General features: G+C 72.0%; 14 protein-coding genes and 1 riboswitch. Of the genes, 1 reads left to right on the top strand and 13 read right to left on the bottom strand.

Annotation, left to right across the window (positions count from 1 at the left end; all coding sequences use genetic code 11):
• Positions 1 to 179: 179 nt before the first annotated feature.
• The 13 genes from ASD62_RS00340 to def form a co-directional block, all read right to left on the bottom strand.
• Positions 180 to 674 carry a PH domain-containing protein gene (locus ASD62_RS00340; protein ID WP_056914260.1) on the bottom strand — a complete coding sequence of 165 codons (495 nt, stop codon included), beginning with the start codon at positions 672 to 674 and terminating at the stop codon, positions 180 to 182.
• Positions 671 to 1,516, bottom strand: coding sequence for an ATP phosphoribosyltransferase (gene hisG, locus ASD62_RS00335; RefSeq protein ID WP_056914259.1), 846 nt, complete (start codon positions 1,514 to 1,516; stop codon positions 671 to 673). Before hisG ends, ASD62_RS00340 begins: the two co-directional genes overlap by 4 nt.
• 11 nt (positions 1,517 to 1,527) lie before the next feature.
• A complete protein-coding gene (locus ASD62_RS00330) occupies positions 1,528 to 1,791 on the bottom strand; it encodes a phosphoribosyl-ATP diphosphatase (protein WP_056914258.1) in 264 nt (87 codons plus the stop codon).
• 82 nt (positions 1,792 to 1,873) lie between these two features.
• Positions 1,874 to 4,387: a bifunctional FO biosynthesis protein CofGH gene (locus tag ASD62_RS00325; protein WP_056917044.1), complete on the bottom strand. Its 2,514-nt coding sequence runs from the start codon at positions 4,385 to 4,387 to the stop codon at positions 1,874 to 1,876.
• Positions 4,388 to 4,505: 118 nt separating this feature from the next.
• Positions 4,506 to 4,976 carry a 6,7-dimethyl-8-ribityllumazine synthase gene (gene ribH, locus ASD62_RS00320; RefSeq protein ID WP_056914257.1) on the bottom strand — a complete coding sequence of 157 codons (471 nt, stop codon included), beginning with the start codon at positions 4,974 to 4,976 and terminating at the stop codon, positions 4,506 to 4,508.
• Positions 4,973 to 6,199: a bifunctional 3,4-dihydroxy-2-butanone-4-phosphate synthase/GTP cyclohydrolase II gene (locus ASD62_RS00315; RefSeq protein ID WP_056914256.1), complete on the bottom strand. Its 1,227-nt coding sequence runs from the start codon at positions 6,197 to 6,199 to the stop codon at positions 4,973 to 4,975. The genes ribH and ASD62_RS00315 overlap by 4 nt, the downstream gene beginning before the upstream one ends.
• Positions 6,196 to 6,906 carry a nicotinamide riboside transporter PnuC gene (gene pnuC / locus ASD62_RS00310; protein ID WP_056914255.1) on the bottom strand — a complete coding sequence of 237 codons (711 nt, stop codon included), beginning with the start codon at positions 6,904 to 6,906 and terminating at the stop codon, positions 6,196 to 6,198. Before pnuC ends, ASD62_RS00315 begins: the two co-directional genes overlap by 4 nt.
• A complete protein-coding gene (locus ASD62_RS00305) occupies positions 6,903 to 7,544 on the bottom strand; it encodes a riboflavin synthase (protein WP_056914254.1) in 642 nt (213 codons plus the stop codon). The genes pnuC and ASD62_RS00305 overlap by 4 nt, the downstream gene beginning before the upstream one ends.
• On the bottom strand, positions 7,544 to 8,593 hold the full coding sequence (ribD, locus tag ASD62_RS00300; RefSeq protein WP_056914253.1) for a bifunctional diaminohydroxyphosphoribosylaminopyrimidine deaminase/5-amino-6-(5-phosphoribosylamino)uracil reductase RibD: 1,050 nt from the start codon (positions 8,591 to 8,593) through the stop codon (positions 7,544 to 7,546). The genes ASD62_RS00305 and ribD overlap by 1 nt, the downstream gene beginning before the upstream one ends.
• Before the next feature lie 121 nt (positions 8,594 to 8,714).
• A riboswitch (FMN riboswitch) is annotated at positions 8,715 to 8,845 on the bottom strand.
• A gap of 83 nt (positions 8,846 to 8,928) precedes the next feature.
• Positions 8,929 to 9,585 (bottom strand): ribulose-phosphate 3-epimerase, encoded by a 657-nt coding sequence (gene rpe / locus ASD62_RS00295; RefSeq protein ID WP_056914252.1) that lies wholly within the window; start codon positions 9,583 to 9,585, stop codon positions 8,929 to 8,931.
• Positions 9,586 to 9,659: 74 nt separating this feature from the next.
• The gene (locus tag ASD62_RS00290) at positions 9,660 to 11,195 is read right to left on the bottom strand and encodes an RsmB/NOP family class I SAM-dependent RNA methyltransferase (RefSeq protein ID WP_056914251.1); all 1,536 of its coding nucleotides are present in this window, start codon (positions 11,193 to 11,195) and stop codon (positions 9,660 to 9,662) included.
• Positions 11,192 to 12,151, bottom strand: a complete 960-nt coding sequence (gene fmt / locus ASD62_RS00285) for a methionyl-tRNA formyltransferase (RefSeq protein WP_056917043.1) — start codon at positions 12,149 to 12,151, stop codon at positions 11,192 to 11,194. Before fmt ends, ASD62_RS00290 begins: the two co-directional genes overlap by 4 nt.
• A gap of 2 nt (positions 12,152 to 12,153) precedes the next feature.
• Complete coding sequence (gene def, locus ASD62_RS00280) at positions 12,154 to 12,699, bottom strand: peptide deformylase (RefSeq protein ID WP_056914250.1); 546 nt, start codon at positions 12,697 to 12,699, stop codon at positions 12,154 to 12,156.
• Between the two features lie 166 nt (positions 12,700 to 12,865).
• On the opposite strand from def, the gene ASD62_RS20415 reads away from it, so the two are divergent.
• A partial coding sequence (locus tag ASD62_RS20415) for a DUF222 domain-containing protein (protein ID WP_200956826.1) occupies positions 12,866 to 13,876 on the top strand: 1,011 nt, incomplete at its 3' end.

Here is a 13,876-nt window from a genome sequence, read left to right as displayed (position 1 = left end):
CTGGAGCTGCTCGGCCTGGGTGCGCACGGCGACAGTCTCACCGCGGACGGCTGGTCAGGCCACTGATTTACGCGTCCACGTCGACGCACCCCACGACCGGGGGCCGGGTGGCGCCGGGTGGCGCCGGGTGGCGCCGGGTGGCGCCGGGTGGTGCCGGGTGGTGCCGGCACCGACGGCGCTCAGTCGACGGTGACGTCCGGGCTCTTCGGTGACGGCCCGAGCGCCTGGACCAGGGCGGCGAGCCGACTCGCCTCGGAACGCCCGAGCTCCGCATCGGCCTTCTGGATCGCCATGATCGCCAGCGTGTCGGTGTCGTCGAGCTCCACCGTGACCCACGGATCGCCGCCACCGAAGCGGACGTCGACGATGCTGCGCCACGGCACGACACGGGTCGTGACGAGGTTGCGGACGGTGATGCCGTCACGGGTCGGCACTGCGCGGATCGAGGCGAACCGCCAGAGCAGCAGGGCGATCGCCACCCCGACCCCGGCGAAGAAGACCTTGTCACCGGTGCGCCAGGTGCCGCCCTGGGCCGGGCCGGGCAGGAAGACGGCGATGAGCCCGAACAGCAGCAGGGTCGCGGCGGCGAAGCCGAGCGCGACGGCCCGTCCGCGACGCGGCTGGAACACCGCGAAGGCGGTGGCCTCGTCGCGGTCGTCCCGGCGCTCGCTCACAACCGGCACGCGGCGATGTCGGTCACGAGGATCGCCCGCGCGCCGAGGTCCCACAGCTCGTCCATGATCGCGTTGGTCCGTGACCGCGGCACCATGGCCCTCACGGCGGCCCAGTCCTTGTTCTGCAGCTGCGACACGGTCGGCGACTCGAGGCCCGGCGTGATCGCGCAGGCGTCCTCGACGAGGTCGACGGGCACGTCGTAGTCGAGCATGACGTAGTGGCGGGCGGTGATGACCCCCGTGAGCCGGCGCCGGAGCACCTCGACCGCCGCGGTCTCACCGCTGCCCTCGCGGCGGATCAGGACGGCCTCGCTGCGCAGGATCTCCTCGCCGAACACCTCGAGTCCCTGCTGGCGCAGGGTGGTGCCGGTCTCGACGACGTCCGCGATGACGTCGGCCACGCCGAGGGTGATCGCGGTCTCGACGGCCCCGTCCAGACGGACGACCTCGGCACTGATGCCCTGACCGGCGAGGTGCTTCTCGACCAGGCCGGAGTAGCTCGTCGCGACGCGGCGGCCCGCGATCTCCTCGACGGAGGCGCAGGTGCCGGGCTTGGCGGCGTACCGGAAGGTGGACCCCCCGAAGCCAAGGGTCATCACCTCGATGGCCGCGCTCCCGGAGTCGAGCAGCAGGTCCCGCCCGGTGATGCCGCAGTCGACGGTGCCGGAGCCGACGTAGACCGCGATGTCACGGGGGCGCAGGTAGAAGAACTCGACGTCGTTGTCGGCGTCCGTGAGGACGAGCTCCTTGCTGTCACGACGGACGCGGTAGCCCGCCTCGCGCAGCATCTCGACGGAGGCCTCGGAGAGGGAGCCCTTGTTGGGTACGGCAATTCGCAGCATGGCGGTTGTTCCTAGAGGTGGGTGTAGACGTCGTCGAGGCTGATGTCGGAGGCGATCATGAGCACCTGCAGGTGGTAGAGCAGCTGGCTGATCTCCTCGGCCGTGCGCTCCTTGCCCTCGTGCTCGGCAGCCATCCAGACCTCGGCCGCCTCCTCGACGATCTTCTTCCCGATGGCATGCACGCCGGCGTCCAGCTCACGGACGGTGCCCGAGCCCTCGGGCCGGGTCACCGCCTTCTCGGCCAGCTCGGCGTACAGGTCGTCGAAGGTCTTCACGCGTCAAGGGTACGGGTGGCCGTCGCACCGACCGAACCCGGACCGGGTGCCGGAACCGGCACCCCCCGCCACCCGCCCGGGCTCAGGCAGGGACGGTGCGGGAGGGGGCGCCATACGTCGTCGTGCGCTCCCGCACCGGACGCCCGATGCCGCCGGCGATCTCGGTGAGCTCGGCAACGGTCTTGGCGGACCCGTGCTCGGAGCCGGCCATCCGGCTGATGGTCTCCTCCATGAGCGTCCCACCCAGGTCGTCGGCACCGCCGGTGAGCATCGCCCGGGTGCCCTCGACGCCGAGCTTCACCCACGACGTCTGCACGTGGTCGATGCGGCCGTGCAGCATGAGGCGCGCGACGGCGTGGACGGCGCGGTTGTCGCGCAACGTGGGCCCGGGTCGGGCGAGGCCGGCGAGGTAGACCGGGGCGTTGGTGTGCACGAAGGGCAGCGGCACGAACTCGGTCAGCCCTCCCGTGCGGTCCTGCAGCTCCTGCAGACGGCGCAGGTGGCCGACCCAGTGGCGCGGGTGGTCGACGTGGCCGTACATCATCGTGGAGCTGCTGGGGATGCCGAGCTCGTGCGCGGTGGCCACGATCTCGAGCCACTGGTCGGCGGGCAGCTTGCCCTTGGTCAGGACCCAGCGCACCTCGTCGTCGAGGATCTCGGCGGCCGTGCCTGGTATGGAGTCGAGGCCGGCCTCCTTGACCTCCTCCAGCCAGGCACGGGCCGAGACCCCCTGCTTGGCCGACGCGGTGGCGATCTCCATGGGAGAGAAGGCGTGGACGTGGATGCCCGGCGCCGCGGACTTCACGGCCCGGACGATGTCGGCGTACGCCCCCGCCTTGAGGTCGGGCGAGATCCCACCCTGCAGGCAGACCTCCGTCGCGCCGAGCGCCTGCGCCTCCGCGGCGCGGGTGCCGACCTCCTCGAGCGAGAGCGTGTAGGCGTCGGCATCGGTCTTGCGCTGTGCGAACGCGCAGAACCGGCAGCCGACGTAGCAGACGTTGGTGAAGTTGATGTTCCGGTTCACGACGTAGGTGACGTCGTCACCGACGACCTCGCGTCGCAGGTGGTCGGCCAGCGAGGTGAGGGCCTCGAGGTCCGCGCCGTCGGCGGTGAACAGCGTCAGGTAGTCGGCGTCCGAGAGACCGGCCGGGTCCGACTCGGCGCGCGCCAGGGCGGCGCGGGCGTCACTGGGCAACAACGTCGCGGACCCGTCGATGCGCGTCGCGACCTCGCTCCAGTCGCCGTAGACCTGATCGAAGTCGCTGCGCCGGTCGGCGGTCCGACCGGTCGTGTCGATGCTGGCGTGCAGGTCGGTGCGCCCCGTGCCGGCGCCGAGGTCGGCGACACCACCGTCCGGTTCCTGCCACGGCAGCCCGGTCGCGACGGCGCCCTCACGGGCGAGACCGGTCACCGGGTCGGCAAGGGCCTCGACATGGGGGCGGACGCGGGGGTCGAACCACGGCTCGTCACCGGACAGGCCTCCGCGAACGAACCGCGGGTGCGCCGTGAGGCGCTCGGCCAGCCGCAGCCCGGAGTCCGCCGTCCACTGCTCCAGCCGCTCGATCTCGGGCCAGGGGCGCTCGGGGTTCACGTGGTCCGGCGTGACCGGCGAGACACCGCCCCAGTCGTCGACACCGGCGGCGAGCAGGCGCGCGATCTCGGCGGGTTCGGACAGGTTGGGCGGGGCCTGGACCGTGACGGTCGGGCCGAGGAGCAGTCGGGTCACCGCGATGGTGGCGAGGTACTCCTCCGCCCCGAGGTCGGGGGTCGACCGCATCGCCGTGTCGTCCTTGGCCCGGAAGTTCTGGACGATGCACTCCTGGACGGTGCCGTACTCCCGTGCCACGTGGCGGATCGCCAGGATGCTGTCGACGCGGTCCTGGGCGTCCTCCCCGATGCCGACGAGGATGCCCGTGGTGAACGGCACCCCCACCCGGCCGGCGTCCTCGAGCACCCGCAGGCGCACCGCCGGGTCCTTGTCCGGCGACCCGAAGTGGGCTCCCCCGGGCTCCTCGAACACTGCTCGCGACGTCGTCTCCAGCATCATGCCCATCGACGGGGCGACCGGCTTGAGCCGCTGCAGGTCCGACCACGACATGACGCCGGGGTTGAGGTGCGGCAGCAGTCCGGTCTCCTCCAGCACACGGATCGACATCGCGCGGACGTAGGACAGCGTGTCGTCGTACCCGTGGGCGTCCAGCCACTCCCGCGCCGCCGGCCAGCGGTCCTCGGGCCGGTCCCCGAGGGTGAACAGCGCCTCCTTGCAGCCCTGCGCCGCCCCCGCCCGCGCGATGTCGAGCACCTCGTCCGGTGAGAGGTATGGCGCGGGGAGACGACCCGGGACGGTGGCGAACGTGCAGTAGTGGCAACGGTCGCGGCACAACCGCGTGAGGGGGATGAAGACCTTGCGCGAGTAGGTGACGACCCCGGGTCGACCCGCGGCGACCATGGCCGCGTCACGGACCCGGCTCGCCGAGGTGAACAGCTGCTCGAGGTCCTCACCGCGAGCCCCCAGCAGCACCAGGGCCTCCGCACCGTCGAGGGCCTTGCCGTCCCTGGCCCGCGCCAGGGCCCGTCGCATCGCGTTGTCGGTCACCACGTGAGCGTAGTCAGGGCCGCCGCCCTCCCCGCGAAGCGGGTGTCGTTCCGGGAGACCTGCAGAAATATGTCCCGTTTCGCCACGCAACCCCCGCTTTTCGGGTGATGCGGCGCCGTCAGACGTGGAGGTCGCGCAGGGTCACGGCAGTCGCCACGGCGGCGGTCGCGGCCTCGTGGCCCTTGTCCTCGCTCGACCCCTCGAGGCCGGCCCGGTCGAGGGCCTGCTGCTCGTCGTCGCAGGTCAGCACCCCGAACCCGATCGGCACCCCTGTCGTGATGCTGACCTGCGTCAGGCCGGTCGTCACGCCGGAGCAGACGTACTCGAAGTGCGGGGTGCCGCCACGGATGACCACACCGAGGGCCACGAGGGCGTCGTGGCTCGGCGCGAGCCGGGCGCAGGCGACGCTCAGCTCGACCGTCCCGGGGACGCGCACCACGGCGGCGTCCTGAATGCCGGCGTCGGCGAGGCCACGGACCGCGCCGGCCACCAGCCCGTCCATCACCACGTCGTGCCACGAGGCGGCCACGACCGCCACCCGCAGCCCTGTTCCGTCGACCGCGATCGCCGGTGCCCCGTGTCCACTCATGCCGATGCTCCCTGGTCCGTGCCCTCGATGACGAGGCGGTGCCCCATCCGGTCCCGCTTGGTGCGCAGGTAGGCCTCGTTGGTGGGCAGGGGCGCGATGCTGATCGGCTCCACCGCCGGCACCTCGATGCCATGGCCCCGCAGCGCCTCGACCTTGAGCGGGTTGTTCGTCAGGAGCCGCACCGCCGCGATGCCGAGGTCGACGAGCACCGCTGCCCCGGCGGCATACTCCCTCGCGTCGATCGGGAGGCCGAGCTCGACCTGCGCATCGACGGTGTCGAGCCCCTGGTCCTGCAGGCCGTACGCCTGGAGCTTGGACACGAGGCCGACACCACGGCCCTCGTGACCGCGGAGGTAGACGACCGCTCCCCCCTCGGCTGCGACACGCTCGAGGGAGCGTTCGAGCTGGGGTCCGCAGTCGCAGCGCTGGGAGCCGAACACGTCGCCGGTGAGGCACTCGGAGTGCAGTCGCACCAACGGCGCCCGTCCGACCAGTCCCCGCGGGCTGACGAGGGCGAGGTGCTCCGCGCCGGTCACGACGTCGCGGTAGCCGACGGCGCGGAAGGTCCCGTGCGCGGTGGGCAGCACGGTGTCGGCGAGACGGCGGACGCGGTCATGGCGCTGACGCCAGGCGATGAGCTGGGCGATCGTCACGACGGGCAGCCCGTGGCGGGCGCCGGTGTCCAGCACCTCGGGGAGGCGCATCATCGTGCCGTCGTCGTTGACCAGCTCACCGATCGCGCCGACCGGTGCCAGCCCGGCGAGGCGACAGAGGTCGACCGCGGCCTCGGTGTGCCCGGGCCGCTCCAGCACGCCACCGTCCTTGGCGCGCAACGGGATCACGTGCCCGGGCCGCACGAACGACCCCGGCGTGGATGCCGGGTCCGCCAGCAGCCGTATGGTGCGGGCCCGGTCCGCCGCGCTGATCCCCGTGGTCACGCCTTCCGCCGCGTCGACCGTGACGGTGTAGGCGGTGCGCAGGGGGTCGCGGTTGTCCGCGACCATGAGCGGCAGCCCCAGCCGGTCCGCGGTCTCGCTGGTCACGGGGGCGCAGAGGTAGCCACTCGTGTGCCGGATCGTCCAGGCGAGCCACTCGTCCGTCAACGTCTGGGCGGCCAGCACGACGTCGCCCTCGTTCTCGCGGTCCTCGCTGTCGGTGACCAGGACGGGGCGACCCTCGCGCAGCGCCTCCAGGGCCTGCTCGATGGTCGCGAGCCGAGTCATGCCCGAGCTCCCGCGAGCTCGCGCTCGGGACTGATCTCCTCGCGAGAGGCCTTGAGCCACACGAAGAAGCCGTAGAGCACGAGGCCGCCGTACACGGCATACAGGACCGCGGACGGGTAGAACCCGGAGTGCACCAGCAGGGGCACGCCGACGAGGTCCACCGCGATCCAGGCGAGCCAGAAGTCGTTCCACCCGCGCGCCATGGCGTAGGTCGCGACGATCGAGCCGACGAAGATCCAGGCGTCGCACCAGAAGTACCAGCGGGGCGCGGGGAACCCGGCGCCGATGGCCGCGAACCCCCACTGCAGGACGACCACGCCGGCCACCCAGAAGCCGAGGTAGGCGAGGCGTTCCCGGGGCGTGGCCCAGCGCGGGGTGATGGCCGGTCGGTCGGTGCCGTCCGCGCGGTTGGCCCGGCGCACCCGCCGCCAGAGCAGCCAGCCGTAGATGCTCGTGATGATGAAGAAGACCTGGCGGCCGGCCTGGCCGTAGAGCGTCGTGTGCTGCGGGTTGGAGAAGGCCACGCCGAAGAAGACCGTGAACAGCAGGGCGTTCCCGACGATGCCCACCGGCCAGGCCCAGACGCGCCGCCGCATGCCGCCGATGGCCGACGCGAAGCCGAAGGCGTTGCCGACGACCTCACGCCAGAGGATCTGCTGCGAGCCGATCGTCAGCTGGGCCTCGAAGAGGCGTTCGAGCACGTTCATGAGTGGTCCTCCTGTGCGACGACGAGCGGGTAGGCGGCAGCGTCACGACCCTGCTGGGACATGAGCCGTTCGACGTACTTGGCGATGACGTCGACCTCGAGGTTGACGGGGTCCCCGACGCCCTTGTGGCCGAGGGTGGTCAGGTCGAGTGTCGTGGGGATGAGCGAGACGGTGAACGACGTGTCGTCGACCGAGGCGACGGTCAGGCTGACCCCGTCGACGGTGATCGAGCCCTTCTCGACGACGTAGCGCGAGAGCGCCGGCGGGAGCGTGAAGCCCACGACCTCCCAGCGGTCCCCCGGTGTGCGGTGGGTGATGGTGGCCGTCCCGTCCACGTGGCCCTGGACCACGTGACCGCCGAACCGTCCGTTCGCCGGCATCGCCCGCTCGAGGTTCACCCGTGCACCGGGGACGAGCGCGCCGAGGCTGGAGCGCCGCAGGGTCTCGGCCATCACGTCGACGGTGAACTCCTCGTCGCCGTGCTCGACCACGGTGAGGCAGACCCCGTTGACCGAGATGGAGGCGCCGTGCACGGCATCGGTCGTCACGACCGCCCCGTGCACCGTCAGCCGTGCCGAGTCCTCGCCCGCATCGAGCCCGACCACGTGGCCGAGCTCTTCGACGATTCCGGTGAACATCAGTGGATCTCCTTCAGTGCTGCGGTGACTCGTACATCCGTGCCGAGCACGGTGATGTCGGTGGGCTCGAGGCGCAGGGCGTCGGCCATGGTGGTGATGCCGAGGTCCCCGACGGAGGGACGCCCGCGCCCGAGGAACACGGGGGCGACGTAGGCGATGACCTCGTCGACGACCCCGGCGGCCAGGAACGCGGCCGCCATCGTCGGCCCGCCCTCGAGCCACACGTGGTGGATCTCGGCCTCCGCGAGCCGGGCGAGGACCTCCTTCGGGTCACGGGTGCGCAGGTGCCAGGTCGGTGCGCTGTCGTCCAGCACCCGGGCGTCCGGGCGCAGGTCACGCTCCCCCACGACGACCCGCAGCGGCTGGTGCTCGTGCAGGGAACCGTCGGCACGACGTGCCGTCAGCCGGGGGTCGTCGGTGAGGGCTGTACCGGTGCCGATGATGACCGCACCGCACCGGGAGCGCTGGGTGTGCACGTCGTCGCGGGCGACCGGGCCGGTGATCCACTGGCTCGTGCCGTCGGCCGCGGCGCTGCGCCCGTCGAGCGTGGAGGCGAGCTTCCAGGTCACCCACGGCCGGCCGGTCGTGACCAGGTGGGTCCAGGTCCGGTTCAGGGCGGTCGCCTCGTCGTCCAGCACCCCGCTGGTCACCTCGACGCCGTGACCGCGCAGCACCTCGGCCCCGCCCGCGGCGCGCGGGTTCGGGTCGGACTGGGCGTGCACGACGCGGGCCACCCCGGCCTCCAGGAGCGCCTGGGCACACGGCTGCGTGCGTCCGGTGTGGTTGCACGGCTCGAGGGTGACGTAGGCCGTCGCACCCCTCGCCGCGTCGCCCGCGTGGCTCAACGCGTCGGTCTCGGCGTGCAGGGTCCCGGCGCCGCGGTGCCAGCCCTCGGCCACGAGGTCGCCCTCAGGCGAGACGAGGACGCAGCCGACGCGCGGGTTGGCGTCGGGGCGACGACCACGTGCCGCGAGCTCGAGCGCACGACGCATCCACGCGACGTCACGGTCCGGTGGGACCTGGTCGCGCTCGTCCTGGTGCTGCTGCATGTCCTGCCCTCGTGCTCGAGACCGATCGGTCGAGCTCCGGGGGACGTGCGGGCAGGGTCGACGGGTGCCCGGCGCGCGACGACAGGAGTCGTCACCACCGGACAGGACCGAGGGTCCTGCCTTGCGTGCTGCCTACCATCCGGACTTTCACCGTCGGTCCTGGAGTTCCACCAGGTCAACCGGCCGCTGGCTGCGGCCGGGTCGCGGACTGTCACCGCCGGTTCGGAATTGCACCGACCCCGGAGCACGTGCTCCCAGTATGCCAGCGTGGTCGCGTCAGCGCGTAGCCCAGGTCCGCGTGACGGTCCTCACCGCGGCAGGGTGCGGGATTCGGGTCAGTGCTGGTGGCGCGTGGCTAGGGCCCGCAACTCGTCCACCGCCGCCGCAGCGTCCTCGGCGCCGTACACGGCGGAGCCGGCGACGAACACGTCGGCACCGGCCTCGGCGCACTGCTCGATGGTTGCCGCGGAGACTCCCCCATCGACCTGCACCCAGACCTCGCCGCCGAGGCGTCGCACGGCCTCACGGACCTGGGTGACCTTGGGCATCTGGTCGGCCATGAACGACTGGCCGCCGAAGCCCGGCTCGACCGTCATGACCAGCACCATGTCCAGGTCCGGGAGCAGGTCCTCGTAGGGGGCGAACGACGTCCCGGGCTTGACCGCCATACCGGACCGTGCCCCGGCGGCACGGATGGAGCGCGCGACCGCGCGGGGGTCGGCGGCCGCCTCGACGTGGAAGGTGACCGACGAACCGCCCGCCTCCGCGTACTGCGGCGCCCAGCGGTCGGGGTCCTCGATCATGAGGTGGCAGTCCAGCGGGATGGGGCTCACCCGGGCCAGGGCCTCGACGATCGGCAGGCCGAGGGTCAGGTTCGGCACGAAGTGGCCGTCCATGACGTCCACGTGTGCCCAGTCCGCGTTGGCGATGCGCGCCAGCTCGGACTCGAGGTTGGCGAAGTCGGCCGACAGGATGCTGGGCGAGATCTGCACGGCGCTCACCCTAACGGGCGACCAGAGGCCGGATCGACCCACCCGGAGCGTCCCGAGAGGCTCTGCCGAGCTGGCTACTTCTTGCGCAGCAGGGCGAGGAACATCCCGTCGGTGCCGTGGATGTGCGGCCACAGCTGGACGGTCGGTCCGTCGCCGGGCACGTCGACCGGCTCGCCGGAGGCATCGCGGAGGTAGTCGCGGGCGTCCAGCAGCTCGATGTCGTCGCGCTTGCGGGTGACGTCGCGCACGACGAACTGGGTCTCCGCCAGGTGCGGGCTGCACGTCGCGTACGCGACCACTCCGCCGGGCGCCGTGGCGTCGATGGCCGAGGCGAGCAGCTCGCGCTGCAGCTTGCCGAGGTCCGCGAGATCGGCGGGAGTCCGGCGCCAGCGCGCCTCGGGGCGACGGCGCAGTGCGCCCAGCCCGGTGCACGGGGCGTCCACGAGGACCCGCTGGTAGCGCTCGGGCTCGTCCTCGCCGTAAGCCCGTCCGTCACCCGTCCGCACCTCGATCGTGCGGCCGTGGGCGCCGGCTTGGAGCAGCGCGGGGCGCAGGGTCTGGCGGACGAGCTCGGTGCGGTGCTCGCTGACCTCGTTGGCGGTGAGGTCGGCCCCCGCCCCGAACGCCAGCGCGGCGAGCAGCCCCGCCTTGCCACCGGGGCCCGCGCACAGGTCCAGCCACTGCTCGGTGCCGTCACCGTCGACGGGCACCGCTGCGAGGGCCAGCGCCAGGAGCTGCGAACCCTCGTCCTGGACCGCGGCCCGTCCCTCCCGCACCGCGCGTATGGCGCCCGGGTCACCTCCCGGCAGAACCGCCCCCACCGGGGAGAGCCAGGACGCCTCGGCCCCGTCGTCGACGAGCTCGTCGACGCTGCTCAGGCCGGGCCTGGCGACGAGCGAGACCTTGGCGGGTTCGTTGTCCGAGGTCACCAGGGCGCTCAGCTCGTCGTCGATGGTCTCCGCCGTCGCGGCGCCGTGGCCGAGCAGTGCCGCGCGCAACGCCTTGACCACCCACTCGGGGTGCGAGTGCTCGACCGACAGCTGTGCCGTGAGGTCACCGTCGGCGGGGACGACCTCGGCCAGCCACTCGTCGAGGTCGCGCTCGCTGATCCGCCGCATGACCGCGTTCACGAAGCCGGCGGCCCCGGCACCGTTGACCTTGCGGGCCAGGGCGACGGTCTCGTCGACGGCCGCATGCGTCGGGACGCGCATGCCGAGAAGCTGGTGAGCCCCGAGGCGCAGCGTGTCGACGACGTTCTCGTCGATCTTGGTGATCGGCCTTGCCGCGGCAACGCTGATGATCGGGTCGTACAAGCCGTGCATGCGCACCGCGCCATACACGAGCTCGGTCGTGAACGCGGCGTCACGGCCACGAATGTCCTTCTCCCGCAACACTCTCGGGAGCTCGAGGTTGGCGTAGGCACCGTCTGCGACGGCCCGCATCACCGTGTAGGCGGCGAGCCGTTGCGGGTCGCTCGTGCGGCCACGCTCACTGGGCTTCTGTGCCGAACGCTCACGTCCGCCGTGCGCGCGTTCGGGTCGCTGGCGACCCTGTGCGTTGCGCCGCGGCCCGCCTTGACCTCTGCCGCGGTCGCCGCCCGACTCGCTCATGACTGGGCCTGGACCATGGTGAAGCACTCTCCTCGTGCGATGCGGGTGCCACGGGCCCAGTCGGGCGCAGCCATGTCCTTCTTGCCGTGCGGGCGGACCTCGCCGAGGAGGACCGGGGTCGTCGCCGTCCCCACCCAGACGGCGCGCTTGCCCGCCGAGATCTCACCGGGTCCCAAGCCGTCGGGCGCGTCGACCGCACCGGTCGGTGTCAGGGTGACGGGAGACAGCTTGAGGCGCTCGCCCCGGAACGTGGTCCAGGCCCCGGGCGCCGGCGTGCAGCCCCGCACCAGCCGGTCGACGGCGATCGCCGGTCGGTCCCAACGGACCTCGGCGTCCGCGACGTCGAGCTTCGGCGCGAGCGAGACGCCTTCCGCACCTTGGGGCACCGGCTGCAGCGAACCGTCCTCGATCCCGTCCATCGTGGCCACGAGCAACCCCGAACCCCCGTCGGCGAGTCGCCCGAGGAGGTCTCCCGACGTGTCGGTGGGACGGACGCGTTCGGTCATCACGCCATACACGGGGCCGGTGTCCAGGCCCTCCTCGATGAGGAAGGTCGAGGCACCGGTCATCTCGTCGCCGGCCATCAGGGCGTGCTGCACGGGGGCGGCGCCCCGCCACGCGGGCAGCAGCGAGAAGTGCAGGTTGACCCAGCCGTGGCGCGGGATGTCGAGAGCCGCGCGAGGGATCAGGGCGCCGTAGGCGACCACCGGGCAGACGTCGGGTTCGAGCTCACGCAACCGCTGGAGGAAGTCCTCCTCGCTCGGGCGACGCGGTGTGAGGACCTCGATCCCACGTTCCTGCGCCCACTGCCGCACCGGTGACTGGGCGAGACCCCGACCTCGGCCGGCACGGGCGTCAGGACGGGTCACCACCGCCACGACCTCGTGCGCCGACGCGTGGAGCGCCTCGAGGGCCGGGACCGCCACGTCGGGGGTGCCTGCGAAGACCAGGCGCAGGCTCACAGGCTCCTGCCGAACGTCGCGTGCGGGCTGACCTTGACGGTGGGCGCGGCCTCACCGGACCACTGCGCCTCCCGGATGGCGCGCATGGCGAGCTTGCGCTGCTCGCGGTCCATCCGGTCGATGAACAGGATGCCGTCGAGGTGGTCGGTCTCGTGCTGGATGCAGCGCGCCATCAGCTCGGAGCCCTCGATGAGGACGGGCTCGCCGAACTGGTTGAAGCCCTTGGCCACCACCCGCAGCGAGCGGGGCGTCTCGAACTTCATGCCGGGGAAGGACAGGCAGCCCTCCTCGCCGTCCTGCATCTCGTCGGAGAGCGCGAGGTCGGGGTTGACGAGGTGCCCGAGCTCGCCGTCGATCCAGTAGGTGAAGACGCGCAGGCCCACACCGATCTGCGGTGCCGCGAGGCCGGCGCCCGGCGCGTCCATCATCGTGTCGGTGAGGTCCTTGACCAGCTGGCGCAGCTCGCGGTCGAAGTCGACGACGGGTTCGGCGGCCGTGCGCAGCACGGGGTCACCGAAGAGGCGGATGTTCTGGATCGACACGGCGACCAGTCTAGGTGCGACGCGTATGGCGCGGTGCGCGCCACCGTGGGCCGCGCCCGTCCCGCGTGGCTCGTGGGACGAATGTGGTTCTGCTGTCAGCGAATTCGAGCGATTCGGGGTGTGGACAAGTCTTTCTGCATCATTCGAACAGGTGTACGATTGAGGTATGTCGGTCAGCCCGCTCACCGCCGTCCCGGACACTGTTCCGGGCGGTGGCTGGGGCGTGCGGAACCAAGCGTTGTGGGAGCGGACTGCGGCTGTTGCGGGTCGGTTGAACCGGGCGCAGGCCGAGCTGGTCGACATCATCGACGAGGTCATGACCGACCGGCACTGGGGCGAGGGCGGGTTCAAGTCAACCCGAGCACTACCTCGTCGTCCGCGCCGCCTGTCCCATGCCCACGCCGCCGACATCGTCGCCGTCGCCAGGCGACGCACCGAGCTCACCGACGCAGCTGTGGCGTTGGAGGCCGGAGAGCTGTCCCTGGACCAGGTCGCCGTCCTGGCCCGCCACATCCCCGTCACCCACCAGGCCTCGGTCACCCAGTTCGCCCGCAACGCCACCGTCACCCAGCTGCGCCGAGCCGTCGCCCGCCACGCCTTCGCCGCCCCGGAACCGATGGATGAGGCAGGGGAGGCCGCGGACGAGGCAGAGTCGGCCGCCGAGCAGCGTGCCTGCGCCAAGCCCGACCTGGCCATGTCGTACGACGCCGACGGCCGGTTCCAGCTGCGGTACTCCGCCCCCGCCACCATCGGCGCCCTGTTCGAACAAGCCGTCAAGGAAGCCAAGGACGCACTGTTCCTGCGCCGCCGCGACACCGACAGCAGTGAAGCCAGCGACCCCACCCGGACTGGCCGGGCTGCCGACGTCGACGACCGCTACGCGGGGTCGCCGACCTACGCCGACGCCCTCGAGGAGATGGCCACCCGCTCCCTCGCCTCGGTCAACTCGACATCGCGGTCGGCGCACTACCGGGTCTACCTGCACCTCGACACCGACGGCGCCTGGGTCAACGGCGGCCACGCCATCCCCCTGCGCCTGCTCGGACGGTTCATCAGCGACGGCACCGTCCAACCCGTCTGGGAAACCGAAGGGCGACCGGTGTCCGTCGGACGGGCCATGCGGATCCTGCCCCACCGCACCCGCCGCCTCATCACCGACCGCGACCGCGGCTGCCGC

Source organism: Phycicoccus sp. Root563 (assembly GCF_001427915.1).
Classification (GTDB): domain Bacteria; phylum Actinomycetota; class Actinomycetes; order Actinomycetales; family Dermatophilaceae; genus Pedococcus.
Note: the sequence above shows the minus strand (reverse complement) of the source record. Positions and strands in the feature narration are given on the sequence as shown.

Bases quoted from the DNA above. Each gene is read 5' to 3' on its own strand.
- ribD (WP_056914253.1), bottom strand. From the start codon at position 8,593: ATGCAGCAGCACCAGGACGAGCGCGACCAGGTCCCACCGGACCGTGAC.
- ASD62_RS00290 (WP_056914251.1), bottom strand. From the start codon at position 11,195: ATGAGCGAGTCGGGCGGCGACCGCGGCAGAGGTCAAGGCGGGCCGCGG.
- hisG (WP_056914259.1), bottom strand. From the start codon at position 1,516: ATGCTGCGAATTGCCGTACCCAACAAGGGCTCCCTCTCCGAGGCCTCC.
- ASD62_RS00315 (WP_056914256.1), bottom strand. From the start codon at position 6,199: ATGACTCGGCTCGCGACCATCGAGCAGGCCCTGGAGGCGCTGCGCGAG.
- ASD62_RS00305 (WP_056914254.1), bottom strand. From the start codon at position 7,544: ATGTTCACCGGAATCGTCGAAGAGCTCGGCCACGTGGTCGGGCTCGAT.
- ribH (WP_056914257.1), bottom strand. From the start codon at position 4,976: ATGAGTGGACACGGGGCACCGGCGATCGCGGTCGACGGAACAGGGCTG.
- pnuC (WP_056914255.1), bottom strand. From the start codon at position 6,906: ATGAACGTGCTCGAACGCCTCTTCGAGGCCCAGCTGACGATCGGCTCG.